Here is a 25,179-nt window from a genome sequence, read left to right on the forward strand (position 1 = left end):
CCGGGTCCCGCGAGGGACCCGTTTTTATTATGCTTCTCGTTATCGAACAATTACTCAACGGCCTGCAGCTCGGCATCACTCTCTTTTTGATGTCCGCCGGTCTGACCCTGGTCTTCGGCATCATGCAGGTGATTAACCTCGCCCATGGTTCCTTTTATATGATCGGGGCCTATGTCGGGGCGACGGTCGCGGCGAAAACCGGATCGTTCCTGCTGGCTATCCCGGCAGCTCTGGGAGCCGCGGCACTGGTCGGGGCCGTTGTCGAGGTAGTCATCCTGCGCCACCTGTACAAGAGAGAACACCTCGACCAGGTGCTGGCCACCTTCGGGCTGATCATGTTTTTCAATGAACTGACACTGATTATCTGGGGACGGCAGCCGCTGTTTATGGATGTACCCGGCCCGTTGGCGCAAAACATCGAAATCCTGCCCGGCCTGCCCTACCCCTTCTATCGTCTGGCGGTGATCGGCGTCGGCCTTTTCGTCGCCCTGGCCTTGTGGCTGCTCTTTGCCAAAACCAGGGCGGGAATGAAAATCAGGGCCGGCGCCTCCAACAGAGAGATGATCGGCGCACTTGGGGTGAATATCAACCTGCTGTATACCCTGGTCTTCAGCCTTGGCGCCCTTTTAGCCGGTCTGGCCGGGGTGATGGCCGGCCCTATCCTGGCCGTCCAGTCGGGCATGGGCGAGAGTATCCTTATCCTGACCTTCGTCGTTATCGTGATCGGCGGCATCGGCTCGATCCGAGGAGCGGTGGCCGGCGCCCTGCTGGTCGGCATGGTTGACACCCTTGGCCGGGCCTTTCTGCCCGCTCTGCTCCGACTTGTCCTCGAATCATCGACCGCAGACAGCCTTGCCGCGTCTCTTGCCTCGATGGCAATCTATATTCTCATGGCCGCCATTCTCGTCTGGAAACCCCGCGGCCTCTTTCCGGCGCACGCATGATGTCCCGACTCTCACGAAAAACCATCGTAATCGGCGGGGGGGCCCTGCTGCTTTTTTTTCTGCCCGTCGTCGCTGAGCTTACCGGCCAGCCGTACCTGCTGTCGCTGGGCAGCAGAGTTGTCATCTACGCCCTGGCCGCGGTCAGTCTCGACCTGCTCCTCGGCTACAGCGGCATGATCAGTCTCGGCCATGCCGCTTTTATCGGTATCGGCGCCTATGTGGTGGGCATCTCTCATTTTCATAGCTATGAGGCGACGCCCTTTCTGTCCGTCCCTTTTCTTTTATCCGGCAGTGAAAACGGCCTGTTTGTCCTGCCGCTGGCCATCCTCGTCGCCGCCTTTGCCGCACTGATCATCGGGGCGCTGTGCCTGCGCACCACGGGAATGCATTTTATCATGATCACCCTGGCCTTTGCCCAGATGCTCTACTACTTTTTTATCTCGCTGGAAAAATATGGCGGGGATGACGGACTGTCCCTGTATGCGAGAAATAGTTTGCCGGGACTTGACCTGGGCAATGATGTGCATTTCTACTATCTGTGCCTGGCCGCCCTCGGTCTCTTTCTCCTCTTTACCTGCCGACTGGTCAACTCACGCTTTGGCCTCATTATCCGCGGGGCCGGTAACAACGAGCGCAGGATCAAAGGCCTGGGCATCCGGTCCACCAGCTACAAGCTGGTCACCTTTGTCATCGCCGGGGGCGGTGCGGGACTCGCCGGTGCCCTGCTGGCCAATCAAACGGAATATGTCAGCCCCGGCCTGATGCACTGGACCCTTTCCGGCGAGCTGATGGTCATGGTCCTCCTCGGCGGCCTCGGGACCCTGTTTGGCCCGGTACTCGGCGCCGCCGGTTTTCTCCTGCTCGAGGAGGGGCTGGCCATGTACACGGAACACTGGATGGTCTATATGGGCCCGGTGCTCATCCTGGCGGTTGTTTTTGCCAAACGCGGCCTTTTCGGCCTGCTGGCCGGAGGAAACAGCAGAGATGACTGACGAAATACTGACCGTGACAGCACTCTGCAAGTCGTTTGGCGCCGTCCAGGCGACCAATGATCTCTCCTTTGCGGTGCGCAGAAATGACATCCACGCCCTCATCGGCCCCAATGGCGCGGGCAAGACGACGGTGGTCAACCAGCTGAGCGGTGACATGCTGCCCGACTCGGGGACCATCCTCTTTAACGGCTTGAACGTTACCAAGAAAAAAGCCTATCAGCGGGCCCGACTGGGTATCGGCAGATCCTTTCAGATCACCCATATTTTCGAGAACCTGACCGTGACCGAGAACATGAGCCTGGCCATCTGCGCCCACTCCGGCCACAATTTCAGATTTCTGCGACACTTTCGAAGGTCGCTGCCGGTGCAAAAAGAGCTGGCAAAGGCCCTGGCCCGGGTTGACCTGCTCCATCGAGCCGAGCTGCCGGCATCGCATCTGTCCCACGGCGAAAAACGACAGCTGGAAGTGGGTATGGCCATGGTCGGCAACCCTCAACTGTTGATTCTCGACGAACCCATGGCCGGCATGGGGCCCGGCGGCACGGCCGAACTCAGCAAACTCATCCGCCGGCTCAAAGGCACACTGACCATTCTGCTCATCGAACACGATATGGAGGTGGTTTTTTCCCTGGCCGATCAGGTGACGGTCCTGGTATATGGCGAAAACATGGCCACCGGCACGCCTGACGAGATACGGTGCAACACAAAAGTCCGGGCCGCCTACCTTGGCGAGGAGAGTTGATGCTCACGGTGGACAATATATCGACCTTCTACGGGGCAAGTCAGGCACTTTTCGGCGTCTCGCTGCAAATTGACGAATCGGCGGTCGTCACCCTGCTCGGCCGGAACGGCATGGGCAAAAGCACGACCATACGCTCGATCATCGGGCTCACCCCGGTACATTCCGGGACCATCCGCTTCTCCGGCATAAAAACGCAGCACCTGCCGAGCTATAAAATTGCCCGCCTGGGAGTCGGTCTCGTTCCCGAGGGACGGCAGATTTTCCCCAATCTGACCGTTCGGGAAAACATCATCGCCACGGCGGCCAACTTCAGGCGCTCGCCGCAGCCGTACTGCATCGATGATATCCTGACCATTTTCCCACGACTGGGCGACAGGCTGCACAACTACGGCAACCAGCTTTCCGGCGGGGAACAGCAGATGCTGGCGATCGGCAGGGCACTGATGATCAATCCAAAGCTGCTGATTCTCGATGAAGCCACCGAAGGGCTGGCCCCGCTTATCCGCCAGGAGATCTGGCGTGGGCTGAAGATACTGAAAGCAAAAGGACTCGCCATTCTTCTCGTCGATAAAAACATTGACGCGCTCATGGCCATTGCCGATCATCACTATATTATGGAAAAAGGGACGATTGTCTGGCACGGCCGAACCGACGAACTGCGCCGCAAGCCCCAGTTGCGGTCCAGGTATTTAGGCGTCTAGGAGGCCGGCCGGGAATGCACAGAAATACAGGGTCAACATGTATTGAATTCCAGTCGGAGTATCCATGCTCGGCACAAGAGCTCTACACCTGGCACAGCAGGAAAGGCGCGCTGGAGCGACTTCTGCCGCCATGGCAAAACATTTCAGTCATGGCCCACCATGGCGGCATTGAGCCGGGAGGCATGGTCGAGCTGAAAATGCAGGCCGGCCCCTTGCCGTATCTGTTTCGCGCCCGCCATACGGACAATGTAGCCGGGAAAATGTTCCGGGACATCCAGGAGAAAGGCCCGTTCGGCAGCTGGTCGCACACGCATTATTTCCGCGACTCCGTGCAGGGTGCCGTATTAAACGATCAGCTGGAATACGCCCTGCCCGGGCATCGTATGCTACCGGGTTTTATCAAGGCTCATGTCGAAAGGAGTTTACAGCAGCTTTTCCGCTACCGGCAGACAGTGCTGCGCGAGGATATCAGCCTGCATCGGCGCAGCAGCACCACCCCCCTCAGGATCCTCGTCACCGGGGCAAGCGGGGTGATCGGCCGCGACCTGCTGCCACTGTTAACCACCGGCGGGCATGAAGTCTTTACCCTGGTGCGGCGGCGAGCCGATGCAGCAAAAGGCGAAATATTCTGGGATCCGGCCAAAGGGCTGCTGCAGGAAAGGGACCTGCCGGACATCGATGGGGTTATCCATCTGGCCGGTGAATATATTGGTCTTCAAAGGTGGTCGGATGAGAAAAAACGCCGGGTGATCGACAGCCGGGTACGAGGCACCAGGCTCCTGGCCGAAACCCTTGCCGCCCGAAGCAGGCCGCCGAAGGTGTTTCTCTGTGCCTCGGCGATTGGCTATTATGGTGACGGCGGGGAGAAATTTATCGACGAACACCAGCCGCCGGGGGTCGATTTTATTTCACAGGTCTGCAGGCTCTGGGAAAAGGGCACCGAACCGGCGAGAGACGCCGGTATTCGCACGGTTTTTATGCGCCTCGGCATTGGGCTGACGCCCCGGGGAGGAGCACTGCAGCGCATACTTGCCAATTCTCCTCTCGGTTGTATCCGCCGCTTCGGCAGCGGCGGGCAATATATCAGCTGGATCAGCAGAGATGATATGGTCGCGGCAATGCTGCACTGCCTCAGTTGCCCTTTACTGGAAGGCCCAGTCAATATCACCGCACCGGAACCGGTGACCAATGCCGAATTCATGCGAACCATCGCCCGCGTCATACGTCGTCCATTGCTCTTTCCCCTGCCGGGCTGGTTTTTAAAGATGATCTATGGACAGATGGCCTCGGAAATATTACTGTCGGGATGTCGTGTCTCTTCACAAAAGCTGCAGGATTCCGGCTTCCTATTCCGCCATCCGACCCTGGAGACGGCGCTGCGCAGTCTGCTCGGCAAGGAGCCGGCACAAGAGATAATCAGGCATCATAAAAGAACGGTGTAACCACCTTGAATCAGTGCTTTAAAATAGCCCTCTGGACAATAATGACCACGGCGATGACCTGTGGGTTTCTCCATCATCTCATCGCCCCGGAAATTTTAAATTTTGAACGACTGCATATCTTTCTCTTTAATCTGTGCAGCGGCGGCACCCTGCTGGTCTACTTCACCGAGGACAGCCGCAGGCTGAGCAGAAAGACGCTGGCCTTTTTACTGCTGTCTCTCACCTTTGCCCTGTGCGCCTTTATGGAATGGTATGCGCCCACCCTGATAATCCCCCTGCTGCTGGCGGTGATTATCGAAAAAGTCCGGGTGGACCATTTTGGCAGGTGTCTCCCCAAAGCCCTTTTCTCAGGCCGGGAAAGCACGTCGAGAAAATTTCATCAGGCCGCACTCCTCTGCCTTTCACTGGCCCTGTTCACCTCCAGTCTGGCCATTCTCAACAGCCAGTTCGGCCACTGGCTGACCCTGGATAAGCTGAAACTGGACACTTTTTTCCTCGGTTTTTCCTTCCCGGTCTCGCTGATCAGCATGTCGGTGATTTTTGCGCTCATGAAAAATCACAGCACCCCGCCGAATCACTTTCTCAAGGAGCTGTCATTCTGGGTGATCAATCTGGGAGTCATTGTCTTCTTTCTGTTCATCCTGGCGAACTGGTTTATCCCCCAGGTAATTATTGCCTCCACCTTGTTCCTGGCAGTTTCCCTGATCCTCTACCTCTATCTGTACCAGGGCATCCGCCTGCAGCAGAAGGCCTTTCTCACCTCCGGCATTCTCTTTTTACTGATCACCTCCATCACCGGGATATTGTATATATTTCTCGCCTTCTCCGACGCGTACAACCGGACAGAGAGCCTGCCCCTGCTCAGACTGCACGCCTTTACCGCCCTATATGGCTGGAACCTCAGCGGGCTGGCGGTTATCAGCCGGCATGGCGACTTCCCCATTCAGCTGCATTCACATAAAGTCATCGTGCTCCACTGGCTGACGGTGCTCTTTCTCTGTCCCCTGGGATATTTTTTTCCCGTCGCGGCTGTGCTGGCAATCATTTGCTATGGGTGGCTGCTCTTTATCCTGCTTTTCAATCAGGGGCAGGTCGACAGCGGCGTCGTTGGCGTGGAACAAAGGGTGCTGACGCTGGAGGATACCTCGCTTAACGGAGATCTTTAAACCGGGTGCTGCGCATTGATCCGTTCATGTTCCATGACAAACAGCCGAGAATCAGCCCAGCTGTAATTCAGCATCGATCCGGTCAATTTTCTCCTGAGCGGTTTCCCACGATTCATACCAGCGGGCAAGGCGGCGCTTGCAGTCTTCGTACTCTTTGCTCGTCTTCTGCCAGCCTCTCTCATCCGAATAGAGCTCGGGGTCGGCCATCAGGGCCTCGAGGTCCTCTTTCTGCTGTTCATAGAACTCCACCTGTTTTTCCGCCTCGGTGAGCTGTTTCAGCCAGGGACCGGCCCGCCGGCTCCGTTCCTGTCGCTGCTGTGCCTCCAGCCGTTTTTGCTCCTTCCGGCTGTCCGGCGAGTCGGCCGTTTTCCCGGCTGAATCTTCCCCGGCCTGCTTCGCCTCCGCCGTCTGCTCTTTTTCCTGTTCGCGCAGCAGTTCCTGTTTCGCCTGGTATTCCGCGACATTGCCTTCGTACAGGGTAATATGGCCGTCTTTGACCTCGAGGACCTTATTGACAAAGCCTTCAAGGAAATAGCGATTATGCGATACGACGACGATGGTGCCGTCGTACTGGGCCATCGCCTCCTGCAGGACGTCCTGCGAACTCATATCCAGATGGTTGGTCGGCTCATCGAGCAGCATACAGTTTGCCGGCCTGGCGATCATTTTGGCCAACGCCAACCGGCTTTTTTCCCCACCCGAGAGGACCGAGACTTTTTTGTCGACGTCCTCGCCGCGAAAGAGAAAGGCCCCGAGTAGGGAACGGGTTCGGGTGACGGTCATCTCCTCGCCGGAAAGCGCCATGGTGTCGAGCACCGTGAGTTGCGGCGAAAGTTCCTGGGCCTGATGCTGACCAAAATAGGAAAGCCGGACATTCGACCCGAGACGGACCTCTCCGGAATCAGGGGCAATCTGTCCGGCGAGGATTTTCAGCAAGGTCGATTTTCCGGCACCGTTGACGCCGACCATTGCCACCTTGTCGCCCCGATTAAGCAGCAGGTCGACGTCACTGAACACCTTGGTGCCGTTATAACTTTTGCTGACACTATCCACCGTCAGCACATCCCGGCCCGACGGCGGGGCCGGAGGAAAGGTAAACCTGATCTGGCTTTCTTCTTCAGACAGTTCAATGCGTTCCAGTTTGTCCAGCTGCTTCACCCGGCTCTGTACCTGCCTGGCCTTGGTCGCTTTTGCCCGGAATTTATCGACAAAACGCATGGTCTGTTTGATTTTCGCCTGCTGATTATCATAGGCACCCTTCTCGATGGCCCGCCGCTCCGCCCTTTCTTTGATAAAGTAACTATAATTGCCCTTGTAGATATCGATTCGGCCGAAACTCAGCTCCCAGGTTGTTTCGGTAACCTTGTCGAGAAAAGTTCGGTCATGGGAGATAATGACCATCGAACCGTTGTAATTCTTCAGGAACTGCTCCACCCAGGTCAGTGAGTCAAGATCGAGGTGATTGGTCGGCTCATCCAGCAGCAGCAGTGACGGTGCCTCAAGCAGCATCTTGGCAAGCTTCAGCCGCATCTGCCAGCCACCGGAAAAGGCGTTGACCGGTTTTTCCATATCTTCCCGGCGAAAGCCGAGGCCGAGGAGGATTTTTTCGATCTTGCCGCCAATGGTATAGATGTCACTGGCGTCGAGCTGATGCTGGATTTCGCCCTGACGCAGCAGAATAGTCTGAAATTCCTCGCTGTGCGGATCCATTTGCCGCATCTGCTCATGGAGTTGTGCCGCTTCAGCCTGCAGGGCGAGCAGGGGGGCAAAGGCCGTCTCGGCTTCTTCGTAGAGGGAGCGCTCGGAAAACAATTCCGAGGACTCCTGGGGCAGATAGCCGATGGTGAAATGTTTCGCCCTGGTGACTACCCCGTCGTCGGTCTCGGATATGCCGGCCATGATTTTCAGTAAGGTCGATTTCCCCGCTCCATTCACCCCGACCAGCCCGATGCGATTTCCTCCGTGTACCTGGATCGAAACATCTTTAAACAGATGCTTCTCGCCATATCGAATATCCAAATGATTAACAGACAACATAGTGTAAACTTCCCCGCGCCATAGTCTTGTTCGGTAAAATTGTAAAACGACCGGAAAAACCGAGTGCTTCCAGTCTCTTGGTGTTCTGTTTGTTCATCCCGACCGCCGCTGACATATCCCTCTCCGAGATATGAATGAGCAGTTTCTGCTGCGGAGCCAGCGCAGCCAGTCCGGCCCGTATCTTCTTCAGCCAGAGCCTTGAGTGCACCAGTTCGCCAAAGGCAGGATGGTAGGGTCCGGCCACGACGTTTTGTTCGAGCAGCGCCGAAGGCTGCAGGCCCATCCGCACCACACCGATTCCCGCCTCCGTCAACTTCTGGTAACATCGTGCGGTGAGGGCGATAGCCTTCTTGAGGGAAAGCGGTCGATACCGGCCGTCATGGTACAATTTTTCGAGACCGGACTCTTTGACCACCAAGGCCGGATAGAGACGAACGAAGGACGGCCGCAGGGCAATGACCTCATCAATACCCCGCAGAAACGAGGCACTGGTTTCCCCCGGCAAGCCGGGCATGAGCTGAAGCCCGACCTGTATCCCTGCTGCCTTGAGCAGGCGACAAGCATTGCGGGTCGCATCGGCGGAATGGCCGCGCAGCGAATTTTGCAGCACCGCATCACTCAGCGATTGTACCCCAAGCTCGACCACCCCGACGTTATACTCTTTCAATAGCGCACAAACGCCTGGATCGATGCAGTCCGGCCGGGTGGAAAGACGGATGGTGTCAACCTTTCCCGCCACGATATACGGCTGGACCTCGACCAGCATTGCCACCTGCTCGCTCTTTTGCAGACAGGTAAACGAGCCGCCGAAAAAGGCGACCTGCACCTGGTGACGATCTTTTTTCCGTTCCAGCCAGACCTCAATGGTCAGGGCGACCGACGGCCTGGCTTCCTCCCGGTCATGACCGGATATCTTCTGTTGATTGCAAAACAGACAATCGTGCGGACAGCCGCGGTGGGGAATAAAAATCGGAATAACCAGCATCACCCCATCAACCGTTTATGCTGTCGAGACTTGCCAGTGCGGCGGTGGCCGCCCGCTGCTCCGCTTCCTTTTTCGATCCGGCCTGCCCGGTGCCGAGCACCTGCTCCCGGAAACAGACGGCAATGGTGAACAGCTTCTGGTGCGAGGGTCCCTCCTCGGCGTCGACCCGATAACTTGGCGCCTCATTGTATTTTTCCTGTAAAACTTCCTGCAGACGGCTTTTGGCGTCAGCGAGCAGCAGCTCTTCCTTTTTCCCCTCGATCTCCGGCAGGAAAAAGCGCTCGATGAAGGCGCAGACGGTCTGATAGCCGGCATCTTCGAAGATAGCGCCGACAACCGCCTCATAGGCACAGGACAGAATCGACGACTTGGTGCGTCCATGCGAAGCGTCTTCTCCTTTGCCAAGAGCCAGATACCTGCCCAGATCGATAGCTCGTGCCATCTTGGCCAGATGCTGTTCATTGACCAGAGATGAGCGCAGCCTGGTCAGTTCCCCCTCACGCATGTTGCGATATCGGTGAAAGAGAATATGACCGACAACCAGATCGAGAACGGCATCACCGATAAACTCGAGGTTTTCGTTATCATTTCCGCCCTGCGCCTGTTCAAAGGCATAGGAGGAGTGAACAAGCGCCTTCTGCAGCAGGCGGAGATCGGTAAAGCGATAGCCGAGTGTTTTCTCCAAGGTACTCAGCTGTTCCTTGTTGATGCGCACCAGCGAATCAATATCCATACCCATATAAACATTTTCCTTGTTAAAAAATTCTGCTATGGTATAAAGATGTCCTTTAAACGAAGGGCGGCGTAGCCAAGTGGCCAAGGCAGTGGTCTGCAAAACCATTATTCATCGGTTCGACTCCGATCGCCGCCTCCAGCAATTTCAAAGGGATGACAGATTATATTAATCTGTCATCCCTTTTTTCATTTCCACTGGCGTTGCCTGGTGTTGCCGCCTGTAAATACACGATATTCCCTTCGAGGTCAAGCCGGATGGTCAAGCGGCCGCGGGACATCTCGCGATTTCACTGGGATAGACCAGATCTCCTCGGAATACTGCTTGATGGTTCGATCCGTGGAAAACTTACCCATTCTCGCGACATTGAGAATCGCGGTTCGCGTCCAGGTATCGGTATCAAGAAAGGCATCATTGACCCGGTTCTGACAGTCGATATACGATTCAAAATCGAGGAGGAGCAGGTAGGGATCGTACTTGTCCATCAGGCTGTCGACGAGGGGCCTGAACAGTTCCTTGTCACCGTTACTAAAAGAGCCATCGGCAATGGAATCAATGACATTTTTTATACCTTCATTGCGTTGACAGACCTGCCAGGGCGTACGACTGACATTTTTCCGCTCAAACTCCGCTTCCTCGGCGGTCATGCCGAAGATAAAAATATTCTCCTCGCCAACCTCCTCGCGGATCTCAATATTGGCCCCGTCGAGCGTGCCGATGGTCAGCGCGCCGTTCAGGGCAAACTTCATATTGCCGGTGCCCGACGCTTCCGTGCCGGCAGTAGAAATCTGTTCCGAAAGATCCGCCGCCGGCATAATAATTTCCGCCTGGGAAACATTGTAGTTGGGCAGAAAAACCACCTTCAGTCGATCCCTCACCCGGGGATCCTTATTCACGACATCACCGATGGAGGTGATCAGCTTGATAATCAGCTTCGCCCGCCAGTAGGAAGGCGCGGCCTTTCCGGCAAAGACGGCAACGCGCGGGGCGATATTCTCCACCTCGCCATGGATTATCCGCTGATAGAGGTGGATCAGATGCAGGGCATTGAGCAGCTGCCGCTTATATTCATGAATCCTCTTCACCTGGATATCGAACATGGACAGCGGATTAACGGTGACCTTGCACTTCTTTTTGATATAGTCCGCCAGGCGAGATTTATTCTTTAATTTAATGTCCCGCCATTCAGCGCGAAATTTCGCATCATCGGCAGAGGACTCGAGCTCGCGCAACTGGTCGAGGTCGGTAATCCAGCCGGCTCCTATCCTCGTTGAGATCAGATGGGCCAGGTGAGGATTGATATCGAGCAGCCACCGCCGCGGAGTGATGCCGTTGGTTTTCGAATTAAACCGACCGGGAAAAAATTCATGGAAGCCTGGAAAAATTCGTTCTTTCAACAACTGCGAATGCAGCTCGGCCACGCCGTTGACACTATGGCTGCCGACAATGGCCAGATGGGCCATGCGGACCATTTGCACCGGACCTTCCTCGATAATCGAGAATTCCCGCAGCTTTCGCTCGTTGCCCGGATATTTCTGCGCCACCTCGTTGAGAAACCTGCGGTTGATTTCGAAAATTATCTCCAGATGACGTGGCAGCACCCGGCCCATCATTTCCACCGACCAGCGCTCGAGCGCCTCCGGCATCAGGGTGTGATTGGTAAAGGCAAAGGTGTTGACGGTGATATCCCAGGCCTCTTCCCAGCCCAGCCCTTCCAGGTCAAGGAGCAGTCGCATCAGTTCCGGAATGGCAATCGAGGGGTGGGTGTCATTGAGCTGCACGGCAACCAGAGAGGTAAATCTGTCGAAGCCGGAATGCTTCTTCTTAAACCGCCGCATGATATCCTGGAAGGTCGCGGCGACAAAGAAGTACTGCTGCTTGAGACGCAATTCCTGTCCGGCATAGTTGTGATCCGGCGGATAGAGGACCTTGGAAATGGTCTCGGAGCTCACCTTTGATTCGACCGCCTTGATATAGTCCCCTCTGCTGAAATCGGTGAGATCCAGCTCCCGTGAAGAAAAGGCCGACCAGAGCCGCATATTGATGACATGATCGTTTTTATAGCCGGGCACCATGATATCACTGGCCTTGGCCATGACATCCTTGGAATTTATCCATTTGGTGCGATACCGGCCATTTTCATCAAGATAACTGGTGACATTGCCGAAAAACTGCACCCGAAAAACCGGCACCTGACGCTCAAACTCCCAGGGGGTGCCGTTCAGCAGCCAGTTATCAGGGCCCTCCACCTGATAACCGTCAACCAGCTTCTGGAAAAAAAGACCGTATTCGTAGCGGATACCATAGCCGTAGGCAGGAATTTTCAGCGTGGCAATGGAATCCATAAAACAAGCAGCCAGCCGGCCCAGCCCACCGTTGCCGAGGGCGGCGTCTTCCTCCTGATCGCGTATCTCATCCATATCGAAACCCAGTTCTTCCACAGCCTGTTTGGCATCCTCGAGGATGCCCAGATTGGTCATGCTGTTGCCGAGCGAGCGGCCGATAAGAAACTCAAGCGACAGGTAATAGACCCGCTTCTTTTCCTGGGCGTAAAAGGTTTTTTGCGTGGAAATCCATTTCTGCACCATCAGATCGCGCAGGGTATAGGCGAGGGCCATGTAGACATCGCGTGCCCCCGAACGTTCAGGATCCCGTCCCTGAAAACTCATCAGATGGTGGATGATGTTCTCTTTTATGGCGTTGACGGTTGAGGGAAACGCCACGGCCGGCCAGATGTCTTCGCCCTGATTGACCTGACTTTCAACTTTTTCCATCACCTTCATCATATGAAATCCTCCAGAGGATAGTGCGCACAGCACGTAACAGACTGACAGCCGCCGGTCAATCCGCAGTAAATTTATGTAGTCATTTTCGGTTGCGGAGATTTGTGCCGGACACTGGACAAATACCCGGAACGGATATATCTATTGTTCTATTCCGATACACAAAAAGGAAGCCGAGATGGTTTCCAATCACTAAAATACAGCAACATGCTGTTGCATTATAAGGCACATAAGGAAATTGGCCATATCATCGCCTGGTATTTCACTGTTTTTCTCCCAGCGACTCTTCTTACCGGCACTCTTCCTGCAATTTTCACTGGACCTCCTACCACCAAGTGGTATAAAGTAGCAAGCAGCAACAACCGCATGGTGGGAAGAGCGTGGAGCTGCAGGAACACGTGATGATAATGTTACAATTTTTCCCGGCAATATCAACAGAAAGAAACTGAGGCTTTATGGCACACAGGAACAGCACCGCACATCAGGATAAAACCCGACAGAATGACAGCAAAAACCAACCGGGACGGCTGGTCACCTTTATTATTATTTTTGTCTGCGGCTTTCTCGCCGGGATAGCTTTTACCGTCTACAAAGGCGGTTCGCCGGAATCTCCGCCGACAGCGATCACCGGAGAACAGCCGGCGGCGCAAAACGATGAAACCCAGCAGGCGATTATTCATCTGGAGGCCGAGGTCACCGCCAATCCCGAAAATTTCCAGAGCTGGATTCGCCTCGGCCACCTCTATTATGACAGCAATCAACCGGAAAAAGCAATTGCGGCGTATACCAAGTCCATGGAATTTCACACCGCAGACGCCAACCTGCTCACCGATCTGGGGGTGATGTACCGCAGAACCAAGCAACCGGAAAAAGCCATAGAGCTTTTTAATCAGGCAATTCAGCAAGATCCCAGCCATCAACCGTCCAGGTTCAATAAAGGTATTGTATTGCTCAATGATCTCAATGATGCGACCGGGGCCATTGCCTCGTGGGAAGAGCTGTTGCGTATCAATCCCCAGGCAAAAACGGCAAACGGACAACCCATCCGCGAATTTGTCGATCAAGTCAAAGCGGACCTGAGCAAAACCAACTAAGCCTGGAAAACCGGCAGCCAGCCGGGATAAGAGGAGAAACCTTTATGAAATTTGAATCTCTCGCTTTGCATGCAGGCCAGCGCATCGACCAGGATACCCTGTCCAGGGCGGTTCCCATTTACCGAACCGCCGCCTATATGTTTAAAAACACCGAACATGCGGCCAATCTCTTTGCCCTGAAGGAACTAGGCAATATCTACACCCGGATCGGCAACCCGACCCAGGACGTGCTCGAGCAGCGCATGGCCCAGCTGGAAGGCGGCGCGGCGGCACTGGCACTGGCCTCCGGCACATCGGCTATTTTCTACAGCATAATTAATATCTGCGGACAGGGCGACGAAATCGTTTCGGCCAACAACCTGTACGGCGGCACCTATGTGCAATTTAACACCATCCTGCCGCAGCTCGGCATCACCGTACGGATGGTCGATCCTGCCGACCCGGATAATTTTACCGCAGCGATAAACGACAAGACCAGAGCAATATATTGCGAGACCCTCGGCAATCCGTCACTGAACATGACCGATATCGAGGCCCTGGCGAAAATCGCCCGGGACCATAACCTGCCGCTCATTGTCGACTCGACCTTTACGCCGCCCTGTATCCTGCGCCCGATTGACCATGGCGCGGATATTGTCGTCCATTCCTTGACCAAATGGATCGGCGGCCACGGCACCGCTATCGGCGGTATCGTTATCGATGCCGGTACATTCAACTGGCAGGATCCGAAATTCACGCTTTTTAACGAGCCCGATGGTTCCTACCACGGCCTGCGCTATGCCCATGATCTGGGGGATCTCAACCCCGTTGCCTTCGCCCTGCGGATGCGGCTGGTGCCTCTGCGAAATCTTGGTGCCAGCATCAGCCCGGACAGTTGCTGGTCTTTCTTGCAGGGCATCGAGACACTCAGCCTGAGGATGGAACGCCACTGCGAAAATGGTCGGCAGATAGCCGAGTACCTCAATGATCACCCCGGCGTCGACTGGGTGCACTACCCCGGGTTGCCCGGCTCGCCCGGCAGCGATTTGGCGGAGAAATATCTGCGCAACGGCTTTGGCGGCATGGTCGGTTTCAGCATCAAAGGCGGCCTGCAGGCCGGCAGGAAATTTATCGACAGCCTGCAGCTCATCTCCCACCTGGCCAACGTCGGGGATGCCAAGTCGCTGGCCATCCATCCGGCATCAACCACCCATTCGCAGTTATCGCCGCAGCAGCTGCAAGAGTGCCATATCGGTGAGGGGCAGATTCGACTCTCCATCGGCATCGAGCATATCGATGATATTAAAGCGGACATTGAGCAGGCGCTGGCCTGTGCAGCAGCGTAGGAGGCTTAGCTTGGGGAAGGTACCAAATGACTGAAACGACAACCAGCCGGGAGAGTTCTGTCGGGATCGTTGCAACGAAGTATTTTACCTTTGCCGAAGCACCCGAAAAACTCCTTCTCGAGAGCGGGGCCAGGCTCGGACCGGTAACCATCGCCTTCGAGACCTACGGCAGGCTCAATGAGCAGAAGGACAACTGTATCCTGCTGACCCATGCTTTTTCCGGTGACGCCCACGCCGCAGGCTATCATGCCGGCGACAGCGCCGACGACAAACCGGGATGGTGGGATTTTCTCGTCGGTCCCGGCAAGGGCATTGATACCGACCGATATTTCGTCGTCTGTTCGAACATCCTCGGCAGCTGCATGGGCTCAACCGGACCGAGTTCCATCAACCCGGAATCCCTGCAACCCTATGGCCTCGACTTCCCGATGATGACCATCGGCGACATGGTGGTTGCCCAAAAGGCCCTGATCGATCATCTCGGCATTTCTCGCCTGCTCGCCGTCATCGGCGGCTCCGTCGGCGGCATGCAGGTGCTTGAATGGTGCGTCCGTTTTCCGGAAATGGTCCGGGCAGCGGTGCCTGTTGCCACCACCATGCGCCATTCGGCCCTGGCCATAGCCTTTAACGAAATAGCCAGGCAGTCGATCATGGCCGACCCCAACTGGAAAAAAGGCAATTATTACGGCGGACCCAAACCCGATATGGGGTTGGCGGTGGCCCGGATGATCGGCCATGTCACCTATCTCTCGGACCAGGCCATGCGCCGAAAATTCGGCAGAAGACTGCAGGACAAGGCCAATTTCTCCTTCGGCTTCGACGGTGATTTTCAGGTGGAGAGCTATCTGCATCATCAGGGTTCCAAATTCGTCAACCGCTTTGACGCCAACTCCGTGCTCTACATCACCAAGGCCTCGGACTATTTCGATGTAGTCGAGCAGATCTGCACGCCCGGATTCACCAAGGGGGGGGAAGCGAGCAAAATTAAATACCTCGTCGTCTCCTATAGCTCCGACTGGCTTTACCCGACCTATCAGGCGAAAGAACTGGTGCAGAGCCTCAAGCGCTGCGGGCAAAATGTCAGTTTTTGTGAAATTGAAGCGGACTGCGGCCACGATGCGTTTCTCATCCCGGACCAACGGTTCACCAGGCTGATCGGGGGATTTCTCGATGGTATCTCCTGAATCGCACAATATCCGTTTTGACCTGCGCATCATTGCCTCGATGATCGAGCCCGGCAGCCGGGTACTTGATCTCGGCTGCGGCAGCGGGGATCTGCTGGCCTGGCTGGCCGCCTGCAAAAATGTTGTCGGCACCGGCATCGAACAGGACAAGAAAAAGGCGGCGCACTGTATCAGCCGCGGCCTCAGCGTCCTGCAGGGCGATCTCAACGAAGAGGTCGAAGACTACCCCGACTGCAGTTTCGACTATGTCATTCTCAGCCAGACGCTGCAGCAGGTGTTTGAGCCGGCAAGGCTGCTCTGCTCCCTGGCCAGAATCGGCAGAAAAGTGATCGTCAGTTTCCCGAATTTCAGTCACTATACTATTCGACTGCAGCTTTTATACAAAGGCGTTGCCCCGAAAAACGACCAGCTGCCCTACTCGTGGTACGATTCGCCGAATATTCGGGTGATCACCTTAAAGGATTTCAGGAAATTTTCCCGCGATGTTGGTTATAATATCTTGAAAGAAATTACCATCCGTACCAACCCGGCCAACAGTGAAGGCTCTGTTATTCGCTATTTTAGTGATCTCCGGGCAACGTACGGTATTTACATTATTGAAAAAATCAGGAAATAACACTTAACTGAGCAAAAAGCCATGTCAGAGAAAATTCTTTCGTTGAGTAATGCCGCATCGATCCCCGAACTGTGCGATCACATCCAGGTCACCAGTTGCAGTCAGCATGACAAGGTGCCCAGGGTGGTCACGGAACTGCTGTCTTCGTGGAGCACCAAAGAGTGCTATGAACATATCAGTCCGGTGTCCATTCCTTCCCAGGAGAAAATCATCGAGATTGTCGAGCAGGCACGGCGCATCCTCTTTCCCGGCTACTTTTCCCATACCAAACTGCATGCCTCCAACCTGGAATATTATATCGGCAAAAAGACCACCGATCTCTATGACAAGGTAGCCGAGCAGATCGTCATGGCCATCCGCCATGACTGCCGTAGAAATGATCGGCTCTGTACCAATTGCGAGGCGCAGAGTCATAAAATGGCCTTGGCTTTTATTGAATCCCTGCCTAAAGTTGCGGCGATTCTGGCAACCGATATTCGTGCGGCACTGCGCGGGGACCCGGCGACAAAAAGCCCGGACGAGGTCATCTTCTGTTATCCGGGACTGCTGGCGACAGTCGTCTTCCGGTTGGCCCATGAACTGTACCTGCTCAAGGTGCCGATCATTCCCCGCATCATGGGCGAGTATGCCCATAGCCTGACCGGCATTGACATCCATCCCGGTGCGACCATCGGCTCAAACTTTTTTATCGATCATGGTACCGGGGTGGTCATTGGTGAAACCACCATAATCGGCGATAATGTACGTATTTATCAGGGAGTTACCCTCGGCGCCCTGTCGCTGCCCCGCAATGCCGGAGAAGAAATGCGCAATAAAAAGCGCCATCCAACCATAGAGGACAATGTCATCATCTATGCCAACACCACTATTCTCGGCGGGGAGACGATTATCGGCGAAGGTTCAATTATCGGCGGCAATATCTGGCTCACGGAAAGCGTGGCCACCGGCACCAAGGTGCTGCTCAAACGACCGGAGCTCATCTACACCAACTCCCACTAATTGATGGCGTGGTAAAAAATTCGATTTTTTAAAGAGGTTATCATCATGGCCCAGACTATACTTGAAAGCATCGGCAATACTCCCCTGCTGACCCTTGGCAATTTTTCGGCCGACTCCGGCGCCATGCTCCTTGGCAAACAGGAATCGCGTAATCCCATGGGCAGCGTAAAATGCCGCATCGCCGTGTCGATGATCGAGGCTGCAGAAAAAGACGGTCTTATCAATAAGGATACCGCAATCATTGAACCGACCAGCGGCAATACCGGCCTCGGCCTGGCCTTTGTCTGCGCCCATAAAAAGCTGCGTCTGATCCTCACTATGCCGGAGAGCATGTCCATTGAACGTAGAAAACTCCTGACGCACATGGGGGCAGAACTGGTTCTGACTCCAGCTGCTGAAGGGATGAAAGGAGCGATTGCCAAATCACAAGAGATCCATGCTACAACACCGAACAGCTTTATTCCCGACCAGTTTGGCAATCCCGCCAACCCGGCCATCCACCGCACAACTACCGCCGAGGAAATCTGGCGGGATACCGACGGTAAAATCGATTTCTTTGTCGCCGGCGTCGGCACCGGCGGCACGATCACCGGCGTATCGGAAGTGCTCAAACAGAGAAACCCGGCCCTGCAGACTATCGCCGTGGAACCGCAGGATAGTCCGGTCCTCTCCGGCGGCAAGCCGGGACCGCATAAGATCCAGGGTATTGGAGCGGGTTTTGTTCCTGCTGTTTTAAACAGGGACATTATTGACGAGATCATCACCGTCAGCAATGACGATGCCTTTGCAACGGCAAGAGAATTAGCGACCAGCGAAGGCATACTCTGCGGAATATCGTGCGGTGCCGCAGCTTATGCCGCTCGTTTAGTCGCCAGGCGTCCTGAAAATAAGGGCAAAACTATTGTGGTTATCCTGCCCGACACCGGTGAGAGGTATTTAAGTACTCCATTGCTGCTTTAGGAGAGGAGGTTGTTGTTTTAAGCAAATCATACCAGTGGAGAAACCAACCATCGAAACTCGACATCTTAAAATATTCGTCACCGTCTATAAAACACGGAGTTTTACCAAGGCCGCCGAAGAACTCTATACCAGCCAGCCAACGGTGAGTGAGCATATGCAGAACCTGGAAGCCCGGCTCAACTGCAAACTTTTTGACCGCCTGGGCAGATCGATTCTGCCTACTCCGGAGGCAGAAATTCTCTACCCAAGGGCAATGGCTATTTTAGAGGATCTGCAAAGCCTCGAGGAGGAAATTTCCGCCGCCCGAGAGACTATTTCCGGGCAACTTATTATCGGCGCCAGCACGATTCCCGGGGTCTATATCCTGCCGGTAATCGCCGCTTCCTTTAAAAACGAATTCCCGGGAATTTCTTTTGAAATACGCATCACCGATTCGACGAAGATCATTGAGGCGGTCGCCGGCAACGAATTGCTTCTCGGCGTGGTGGGGGCTAAAATCGCCAGGGCCAAACTGCACTACCAGCCGTTTGCCGAAGATGAACTGATCCTCGCTGCGGCAGGCAGCAATACGGTGGCCGACGAAATCTCCATGGAAGAGCTTGGCCGGCTCCCCTTCATCGTCCGGGAACGCGGCTCAGGAACCAGGAAAAGTACCGAAGCCCTCCTGGCCCAGCAGAATAAGACCCTCAACCAGTTGAATATCTGTGCCACCCTTGGCTCCAGTGCGGCGGTGAAAGAGGCAATAAAAGCCAACCTGGGGGTTTCGGTGATCTCCCGTTACGCCATTCAGGATGAGTTGTTGAGTGGAAAAATCAGGGAGATTCATATCCCTGGCTTGACGATGAAAAGAAATTTCTATGTGGTTACTCAGGCGAGGAGAACATTGCCTCATCATTACCAGGAACTGCTGACGAGACTTGTAAAAACCGCCGAAGGCACCCCCTCAAGCTAAGACTGACAGACCCGGTACACCTCTTCAATAGTGGTGATTCCCTGCAGAACTTTCATTGCCCCGTCTTTCTGCAGGGAGATCATCCCGTTTTCAATGGCCCGCCTTTTTATCTCGTTGGCATCGGACGTCTTCAGTACCAGGGCTTTCATATCCTGGGTCATCAGCAGCAGTTCAAAAATGCCGCAGCGACCTTTATACCCTGTGTGATAACATTTTGCACAGCCTTTGCCCCGGAATGCTTTATGGCCATGACTCTCTCGCTCATCAATGCCAATCCTCTGTAACATTTCCGGCGTGGGGGTGTACGCTTCTTTACAGTGGGGGCAGATGATACGCACCAGCCGCTGGGCCAGGATAGCATTTACCGAGGAAGCGATGAGAAACTGTTCTATGCCCATATCCCGCAGCCGGGTAATCGCCCCGGCCGAGTCATTGGTATGCAGCGTCGAAAAAACCAGATGGCCGGTTAATGCCGACTGGATGGCAATCTGCGCTGTCTCCGTGTCACGTATCTCCCCGACAAGGATGACATCCGGATCTTGCCGGACGATGGACCTGAGGCCGGAAGCAAAGGTAAGGTCAATCTTTGGGTTGACCTGCACCTGGCCAATACCATTGATGCGGTATTCGATTGGATCCTCAATGGTGATGATGTTGATATCCGTACTGTTAATCGACGAAAGGGCGGCATAAAGGGTGGTGGTTTTGCCCGAGCCGGTAGGACCGGTGACCAGGACAATGCCATTTGGCGCTTTGATCTGTTGTTCAAAGGGAATGAACCTGTCCTCGGGCATGCCGAGATCCGTCAGCGAAATCATCACCGTCGATTTACGCAGCAGCCGTAAGACCACACGTTCGCCGAAAGCGGTCGGCAGGGTGGAGACGCGTACGTCAATCTCCTTGTTGGCGATTTTCAATTCGATCCTGCCATCCTGCGGCAATCTCTTCTCGGCGATATTCAGTTTGGCCATGATCTTCACCCTGGAAATCAGCGCCGACTGCACATGTTTCGGGGGACTCAACATATCGTGCAGAATACCGTCGAGCCGCTGCCGTATCTTCAGGCTGTTCTGATAGGGCTCAATGTGGATATCCGAGGCATTATCGCGCACCGCCTGGGAAAACATCAAATTGACCAGGCGAATTACCGGAGAATCGCTGGTATCGTCAAGCAGATCGCCAATCTCTTCGATCTCGGAAAACAACCTTTCCGGATCTTCATCATCGATATCCTGCATCACCTCATCCGCCGAGGTCTGGGTCATGTCATAGGCAAAATTGATGGCATTGAGAATATGATGGGAAGGAGCCAGAACGGTTTTATAGCTGTCGTTGCCAAGAATTCTCCGCAGGTCATCAAGGGCTTGAAAACCATTCGGATTATTCGTTGCAAAAAATGATTCCTCGGCAGTGACAATCGGCACTATTTTGTGCAGTTTGAGAAAACTGATGGAAACCCGGTCGGTGAAATCGGTTTTAAAATCGGCAGGTAAGGATTTGCGAACCTCCATGTCAAACATCATGCCGAGTACCTGCAGGACGGTAAACTCGTCGAGTTCGCCATTTTTAACGAGTATCTCTCCGATAAGGTCGCCACCCTCTTTTTGCGACTGAAGGGCATCTTCAAGAGCCTTTGAGGCCAGACCAAATTCCTCAATTAATATTTCACCAAATTTCTTCATGCCTGTGTCGCTTATTGTTTTCCACTCGTTTTAAGAATTCTCTCGATATTTTCCTGGGCCAAGGTCTTCAGAGGCACACCACCTTTCTGCGAATCCCCGGAGCCTTCGGCAACGGCTTGTGAAGGGCCGGAAACCACCGCCCGATACATCGCTACGGCTTGCTTTGGCTGTCCCTCTTTCTCATAAATCACCCCCATATTCATCAGGGCATACGGATTTACCGGATCAATGACCAGGGCTTCACGGAAATAGTCTTTGGCCGCCTCGAGTTCTTCAGCCCGCAGCTTTTCATATCCTGTTCTAGTAAGGCTCATCGCGTGCTCAAGATTCTCTTCCTTGTGCAGTTCCTGCTGTACTGCCGGTAATACCATGCTCATTTCGTCTTCTTTCTTCAACGTAACGGCGGCAATTTCCGCGGGATTACGGACAATACGAGGCGTAATGAATATAAACATATTCGTTTTTCTGCTGGTGGTCGTGTGGGTTTTAAAAAACCACCCAAGCAATGGAATATCGCCAAGAATCGGCACTTTCCAATCATCTTCCGTCGCATCATGACCAATTATGCCCCCTATGACGATAGTACTTTTGTCGTTGAGGATAACTGTTGTTGAGGCAGTCCGTTTAAAGGTGGTCGGCGTGTCGGTGGCGGTTTTTAACCGCACTACTTCGGTTTCAATTTCCAGACGCAGGGCATCGGCTCTGTTAATATGCGGCGTAATTGACAACTTCGTTGCCACATCGCGGTATTCGTACTGGGTATAATCCTGTTCGGAGACGGAGGTATTGCGACTGGTAATAAAAGGGACGTTCTCGCCGACGGAAATTTCAGCTTTGTTATTGTCCATGGTGAGAATCTGAGGAGTGGATATGACATTAACATCAGAGTCGGATTTATATGCTCTTACCACCGCCCCGATATCTGCAAAGGTAACCCCTCCTATCTTGAGCCCTTGTTTGAGTATTCCCATGGAAAAACCCGGTGGCAAACGGGGTTCGTCTTCGCCGACGCCGTTGATCAGATTAAAACCTTCCGACCCGCTGAACCCGGAGAGCAACTTTCCCGTGCCGTCGTCAAATGTTCCAGCAGCGGCCCATTCAACCCCGACATCAAAGGTTCTGTCGGCATCCACTTCCATGATAAGGGCTTCCAGATAGACCATCCTTCTTGGAATATCCAGTTGTCTGATCACATCTTCCAGCACGGCATATTCATCCTTGGTGCCCCGAATGATCAGCGCATTCGTTTCCTCATCGGCCATGACCCTGACGTCTTTGGAAATTGCCGCTGCCTTCCCTGGTGCTGCGCCATCCTTTGCCGGCTCATCCGGCAGATCATTGAGTACTTTCGCCAGTTCCACCGCAGTTGCATTCTGTAAATAATAGACATGAATATTGCCTTCGGCTCGCTGCACCTCCGTATCAAGTACCTTGATGAGACTTTTGACCCGCCCGATATCGCTGCCGTTGGCGAGAACAATCAGCGCATTGACCCGGTCATACGGCACCACCGTTATGGAATCTTCGGATACTTTTGGGGCTCCCGCCCTTTGCACTGCCGAGCCTTTTTGATAGACGGTGGTCAAAATCTTGGCAACTGCGTCTGCTGAAGCGTTGACCAGGGGAACAAATGCCACCTCAGACTCTCTTGATTCAACATCAAGGACCTTGATGATACTCAGTAGTTTTTGGATATTGGACCTGGTCTCGGTGATGATCAACATGCCCGACGGCGCATGGGAAATAAGCACCGAAGTTTGCGAAACCAGTGGGGCCAGCACCTTTTTCATTTCATCCGGAGAGCTGTATTTCAAAGGGACGAGTTGCGTTACTACCTTGTCTGCAGGGGTACCCGGTGACGACATACTATGCATCTCGAGGTTTTGCGACCGGGCGCGGGCTGAAGGCAATATTTTTATCACCGAGCCGGCCTCAACGGTGGTATAGCCGTGCACCTCAAGTACCGACTCAAAAACTTTGTAGGCTTCTTCTTCGGAAATTTTCGAGGGAGAAAGAATAGTCACATTTCCCTGCACGGCTTTGTCGACGACAAAGTTTTTACCGCTGAGCTCACTGATGTATTTTATAAACAGTTGAATGTCGACATTGTCAAAATCAATGGTAATGAATCTCTGACCACCTGAGTCTGCCCCGGCAACTGACTGGGGTGACTCTGCCGCTTCGAGGCTGCCGTTGAGTATAAAACACATACAGAAAATAACCCCGCCAATGAGCGAACGTTTCAATGAGTTCATATAAAATTCACCTTGGTTTTCATGTTTGCTATCTCTCTTGCTCATTCCGTCCTCAAAGTTCGCGACGGCCGAATAGTTCTTGGTCTGTTGATAACTCTTCTGGGTGTCCCACCAGGAGACACTGCCGGTCGGTACGACGGCCCATTCCGGACTGCTCCGGGTTGTGCAGCGGGGGCCGCATAAGCTGGTCGCACATTGGCCGCCTCGCTCATATCAAGCATCTCGTCCTTGCCATTATAAAAGAGAATGACTTTTCCCCGAAGAATTTCTTTGACCATGGCCCCCTGGATGACATCACCCTGTTCATACAATTCTTGTTTTTTGCTGGTTTGATCCAAAATAATGGCCCGATCGACACCATCTCCGCCTGAAATTGTGCCCATCAAGACAATATTCAAACTTGTCAATTGAATATCCTCGGTCACATCCGGGGCAGCAGTCGTTGCCGGCGCACCTTCTCCGGGAGGTGGTCCAAACAGGTTTCTTTGCAAAATAACCCGGTAGTCGAGCGGTTTTTGCTGTGCATCCTTCACCATCGATTTCTTTTCCACCGAAACGGTAGCAGGTACCGCCGCCTCTTCGACAGGAGATTGCAGAACGAAATATTCAAGTGCCTGATATCCTCCTTCAACAATGCCAACGCACAACAAGGTAATAAGAAGGAAAGGAAATATATCAGTTATGCGAGCTGCCATAAGGTATCACGTGCTGAATCTGAATAACGGGCTTTGCACGGTACCACCCACTTTAAAGGGCAGAACCGTCACCTTGTATCGTTGTAGTAAGCGCTGAACAAACTGCTGTTCCCTGGGGTGGTTCCTTAAAAAAACTTCATCGGGGGCCAAATGGCCATTAAGGAGGATGCTGCTCTGCAACAGAGGAGAGGTCAAGCGCATTTCCCCGGCGAAGTCAGCGGAAATTTCCTTGCCAAGAAGCTCTCCATCGATAAACTGAATAACACCATTTTGCCGACTCACGCCTACTATAAGCTTTTCGAATTCAATTGTCGAAAGCGCTAAAATCGGCTGCAGGAGGCCTATACTGCCGCTGACCACCTCGACGTCGCCTGTGCCGACACCGTCACTCGGCTGGTTGCTTGCTGCCTGATAATTACCTTTGAATGCGAAAATACCGGAAATTTTCCTGTCAGCAAGGCCTATACTTTCGGCAAGTTTTTCCACCTCAAGACCTTCGACGTGAATATCCCTCAGATGAAATTGTTGTCTCCTGGAATCCACATCAAGGCTCGCGGTAAACGAGCCGGAATACATCTCGCCGTGGAGCGTATAGGCGCGCCAGAATTGCAGAGGTTCGGGCGTAATCGATAGACGCTCGACAATCATGTCATTATCCTGCCCGTCGATGGTCCGTGTGATGTGTATCTTTGCCAAGGCTGCGGACGATGGAAAACGATAGGCTATTTCTTCTATCGTGCACGCACTGCCGGGCAGTAATCGTTCAATACGTTTTTCACAATAATCTTTAAATTTTTCACCTGGAAAGCGCACATACAACAACAGGGCAGTCAGCATAACTGCATACGCCACATACATCAAAGATCGTAATGAGAAGACAGAGTGAACCATT

The 25,179-nt window shown here is 53.9% G+C and carries 21 protein-coding genes and 1 tRNA gene; 14 read left to right on the forward strand and 8 right to left on the reverse strand.

From position 1 onward, the window contains the following. Positions 1–29 precede the first annotated feature (29 nt). From ACYQ8U_RS16795 to ACYQ8U_RS16820, 6 genes are read left to right on the forward strand one after another with little or no spacing between them, the layout of a single operon-like run. Positions 30–944 carry a branched-chain amino acid ABC transporter permease gene (locus ACYQ8U_RS16795; RefSeq protein WP_459946715.1) on the forward strand — a complete coding sequence of 305 codons (915 nt, stop codon included), beginning with the start codon at positions 30–32 and terminating at the stop codon, positions 942–944. Beyond that, on the forward strand, positions 941–1,936 hold the full coding sequence (locus tag ACYQ8U_RS16800; protein ID WP_459946716.1) for a branched-chain amino acid ABC transporter permease: 996 nt from the start codon (positions 941–943) through the stop codon (positions 1,934–1,936). The genes ACYQ8U_RS16795 and ACYQ8U_RS16800 overlap by 4 nt, the downstream gene beginning before the upstream one ends. Continuing rightward, the gene (locus tag ACYQ8U_RS16805; protein WP_459946717.1) at positions 1,929–2,678 is read left to right on the forward strand and encodes an ABC transporter ATP-binding protein; all 750 of its coding nucleotides are present in this window, start codon (positions 1,929–1,931) and stop codon (positions 2,676–2,678) included. The genes ACYQ8U_RS16800 and ACYQ8U_RS16805 overlap by 8 nt, the downstream gene beginning before the upstream one ends. Further along, positions 2,678–3,379, forward strand: a complete 702-nt coding sequence (locus ACYQ8U_RS16810; RefSeq protein WP_459946718.1) for an ABC transporter ATP-binding protein — start codon at positions 2,678–2,680, stop codon at positions 3,377–3,379. The genes ACYQ8U_RS16805 and ACYQ8U_RS16810 overlap by 1 nt, the downstream gene beginning before the upstream one ends. A 14-nt stretch (positions 3,380–3,393) precedes the next feature. Next, a complete protein-coding gene (locus ACYQ8U_RS16815; protein WP_459946719.1) occupies positions 3,394–4,821 on the forward strand; it encodes a TIGR01777 family oxidoreductase in 1,428 nt (475 codons plus the stop codon). Positions 4,822–4,826: 5 nt separating this feature from the next. Further along, entirely contained in the window at positions 4,827–5,987 is a 1,161-nt protein-coding gene (locus ACYQ8U_RS16820; RefSeq protein WP_459946720.1) for a hypothetical protein, read from the forward strand. Between the two features lie 51 nt (positions 5,988–6,038). Here the strand turns inward: ACYQ8U_RS16820 and ACYQ8U_RS16825 are convergent, their stop codons facing one another. The 3 genes from ACYQ8U_RS16825 to rnc are packed head-to-tail and all read right to left on the reverse strand — an operon-like array spanning position 6,039 to position 9,742. Beyond that, entirely contained in the window at positions 6,039–8,024 is a 1,986-nt protein-coding gene (locus tag ACYQ8U_RS16825; RefSeq protein WP_459946721.1) for an ABC-F family ATP-binding cassette domain-containing protein, read from the reverse strand. Beyond that, positions 8,011–9,009, reverse strand: a complete 999-nt coding sequence (locus ACYQ8U_RS16830) for an elongator complex protein 3 (RefSeq protein WP_459946758.1) — start codon at positions 9,007–9,009, stop codon at positions 8,011–8,013. Before ACYQ8U_RS16830 ends, ACYQ8U_RS16825 begins: the two co-directional genes overlap by 14 nt. 7 nt (positions 9,010–9,016) lie before the next feature. Further along, complete coding sequence (rnc, locus tag ACYQ8U_RS16835; protein ID WP_459946722.1) at positions 9,017–9,742, reverse strand: ribonuclease III; 726 nt, start codon at positions 9,740–9,742, stop codon at positions 9,017–9,019. A gap of 65 nt (positions 9,743–9,807) precedes the next feature. Between rnc and ACYQ8U_RS16840 the strand changes: the two genes are divergently transcribed. Next, positions 9,808–9,883: transfer RNA gene (locus tag ACYQ8U_RS16840), tRNA-Cys, on the forward strand. 107 nt (positions 9,884–9,990) lie between these two features. Here ACYQ8U_RS16840 and ACYQ8U_RS16845 read toward each other — a convergent pair. Further along, positions 9,991–12,528 carry a glycogen/starch/alpha-glucan phosphorylase gene (locus ACYQ8U_RS16845; RefSeq protein ID WP_459946723.1) on the reverse strand — a complete coding sequence of 846 codons (2,538 nt, stop codon included), beginning with the start codon at positions 12,526–12,528 and terminating at the stop codon, positions 9,991–9,993. A 452-nt stretch (positions 12,529–12,980) separates the two neighbouring features. Here ACYQ8U_RS16845 and ACYQ8U_RS16850 point away from each other — a divergent pair, with 452 nt between their 5' ends. From ACYQ8U_RS16850 to ACYQ8U_RS16880, 7 genes are read left to right on the forward strand one after another with little or no spacing between them, the layout of a single operon-like run. Beyond that, entirely contained in the window at positions 12,981–13,619 is a 639-nt protein-coding gene (locus ACYQ8U_RS16850; RefSeq protein WP_459946724.1) for a tetratricopeptide repeat protein, read from the forward strand. A 44-nt stretch (positions 13,620–13,663) separates the two neighbouring features. Continuing rightward, positions 13,664–14,944: an O-acetylhomoserine aminocarboxypropyltransferase/cysteine synthase family protein gene (locus ACYQ8U_RS16855; protein ID WP_459946725.1), complete on the forward strand. Its 1,281-nt coding sequence runs from the start codon at positions 13,664–13,666 to the stop codon at positions 14,942–14,944. A 26-nt stretch (positions 14,945–14,970) separates the two neighbouring features. Next, on the forward strand, positions 14,971–16,128 hold the full coding sequence (gene metX / locus ACYQ8U_RS16860) for a homoserine O-acetyltransferase MetX (protein WP_459946726.1): 1,158 nt from the start codon (positions 14,971–14,973) through the stop codon (positions 16,126–16,128). Further along, the gene (metW, locus tag ACYQ8U_RS16865) at positions 16,115–16,744 is read left to right on the forward strand and encodes a methionine biosynthesis protein MetW (protein ID WP_459946727.1); all 630 of its coding nucleotides are present in this window, start codon (positions 16,115–16,117) and stop codon (positions 16,742–16,744) included. The genes metX and metW overlap by 14 nt, the downstream gene beginning before the upstream one ends. A gap of 21 nt (positions 16,745–16,765) precedes the next feature. Then, complete coding sequence (locus ACYQ8U_RS16870; RefSeq protein WP_459946728.1) at positions 16,766–17,743, forward strand: serine O-acetyltransferase; 978 nt, start codon at positions 16,766–16,768, stop codon at positions 17,741–17,743. Between the two features lie 45 nt (positions 17,744–17,788). Then, positions 17,789–18,703: a cysteine synthase A gene (gene cysK / locus ACYQ8U_RS16875; RefSeq protein ID WP_459946729.1), complete on the forward strand. Its 915-nt coding sequence runs from the start codon at positions 17,789–17,791 to the stop codon at positions 18,701–18,703. Between the two features lie 34 nt (positions 18,704–18,737). Continuing rightward, positions 18,738–19,655, forward strand: a complete 918-nt coding sequence (locus ACYQ8U_RS16880; RefSeq protein WP_459946730.1) for a selenium metabolism-associated LysR family transcriptional regulator — start codon at positions 18,738–18,740, stop codon at positions 19,653–19,655. On the opposite strand, the gene gspE is transcribed toward ACYQ8U_RS16880, so the two are convergent. From gspE to gspN, 4 genes are read right to left on the reverse strand one after another with little or no spacing between them, the layout of a single operon-like run. Further along, complete coding sequence (gspE, locus tag ACYQ8U_RS16885; protein ID WP_459946731.1) at positions 19,652–21,337, reverse strand: type II secretion system ATPase GspE; 1,686 nt, start codon at positions 21,335–21,337, stop codon at positions 19,652–19,654. The two genes, ACYQ8U_RS16880 and gspE, sit on opposite strands and share 4 nt — an antisense overlap. Positions 21,338–21,348: 11 nt before the next feature. Then, positions 21,349–23,592: a type II secretion system secretin GspD gene (gspD, locus tag ACYQ8U_RS16890; protein ID WP_459946732.1), complete on the reverse strand. Its 2,244-nt coding sequence runs from the start codon at positions 23,590–23,592 to the stop codon at positions 21,349–21,351. A 41-nt stretch (positions 23,593–23,633) separates the two neighbouring features. Next, positions 23,634–24,287: a type II secretion system protein N gene (locus tag ACYQ8U_RS16895; RefSeq protein ID WP_459946733.1), complete on the reverse strand. Its 654-nt coding sequence runs from the start codon at positions 24,285–24,287 to the stop codon at positions 23,634–23,636. 6 nt (positions 24,288–24,293) lie between these two features. After that, entirely contained in the window at positions 24,294–25,178 is an 885-nt protein-coding gene (gene gspN / locus ACYQ8U_RS16900) for a type II secretion system protein GspN (protein WP_459946734.1), read from the reverse strand. Position 25,179 lies beyond the last annotated feature (1 nt).

This window comes from Desulfocastanea catecholica, assembly GCF_054657295.1.

Excerpts from the sequence above, each read along its gene's own strand:
- ACYQ8U_RS16795 (WP_459946715.1), top strand. The coding sequence starts at position 30 with ATGCTTCTCGTTATCGAACAATTACTCAACGGCCTGCAGCTCGGCATC.
- ACYQ8U_RS16800 (WP_459946716.1), top strand. The coding sequence starts at position 941 with ATGATGTCCCGACTCTCACGAAAAACCATCGTAATCGGCGGGGGGGCC.
- ACYQ8U_RS16805 (WP_459946717.1), top strand. The coding sequence starts at position 1,929 with ATGACTGACGAAATACTGACCGTGACAGCACTCTGCAAGTCGTTTGGC.
- ACYQ8U_RS16810 (WP_459946718.1), top strand. The coding sequence starts at position 2,678 with ATGCTCACGGTGGACAATATATCGACCTTCTACGGGGCAAGTCAGGCA.
- ACYQ8U_RS16815 (WP_459946719.1), top strand. The coding sequence starts at position 3,394 with ATGCACAGAAATACAGGGTCAACATGTATTGAATTCCAGTCGGAGTAT.
- ACYQ8U_RS16825 (WP_459946721.1), bottom strand. The coding sequence starts at position 8,024 with ATGTTGTCTGTTAATCATTTGGATATTCGATATGGCGAGAAGCATCTG.
- ACYQ8U_RS16830 (WP_459946758.1), bottom strand. The coding sequence starts at position 9,009 with ATGCTGGTTATTCCGATTTTTATTCCCCACCGCGGCTGTCCGCACGAT.
- rnc (WP_459946722.1), bottom strand. The coding sequence starts at position 9,742 with ATGGATATTGATTCGCTGGTGCGCATCAACAAGGAACAGCTGAGTACC.
- ACYQ8U_RS16845 (WP_459946723.1), bottom strand. The coding sequence starts at position 12,528 with ATGATGAAGGTGATGGAAAAAGTTGAAAGTCAGGTCAATCAGGGCGAA.
- ACYQ8U_RS16850 (WP_459946724.1), top strand. The coding sequence starts at position 12,981 with ATGGCACACAGGAACAGCACCGCACATCAGGATAAAACCCGACAGAAT.
- ACYQ8U_RS16855 (WP_459946725.1), top strand. The coding sequence starts at position 13,664 with ATGAAATTTGAATCTCTCGCTTTGCATGCAGGCCAGCGCATCGACCAG.
- metX (WP_459946726.1), top strand. The coding sequence starts at position 14,971 with ATGACTGAAACGACAACCAGCCGGGAGAGTTCTGTCGGGATCGTTGCA.
- metW (WP_459946727.1), top strand. The coding sequence starts at position 16,115 with ATGGTATCTCCTGAATCGCACAATATCCGTTTTGACCTGCGCATCATT.
- ACYQ8U_RS16870 (WP_459946728.1), top strand. The coding sequence starts at position 16,766 with ATGTCAGAGAAAATTCTTTCGTTGAGTAATGCCGCATCGATCCCCGAA.
- cysK (WP_459946729.1), top strand. The coding sequence starts at position 17,789 with ATGGCCCAGACTATACTTGAAAGCATCGGCAATACTCCCCTGCTGACC.
- gspE (WP_459946731.1), bottom strand. The coding sequence starts at position 21,337 with ATGAAGAAATTTGGTGAAATATTAATTGAGGAATTTGGTCTGGCCTCA.
- gspD (WP_459946732.1), bottom strand. The coding sequence starts at position 23,592 with ATGAACTCATTGAAACGTTCGCTCATTGGCGGGGTTATTTTCTGTATG.
- ACYQ8U_RS16895 (WP_459946733.1), bottom strand. The coding sequence starts at position 24,287 with ATGGCAGCTCGCATAACTGATATATTTCCTTTCCTTCTTATTACCTTG.
- gspN (WP_459946734.1), bottom strand. The coding sequence starts at position 25,178 with ATGGTTCACTCTGTCTTCTCATTACGATCTTTGATGTATGTGGCGTAT.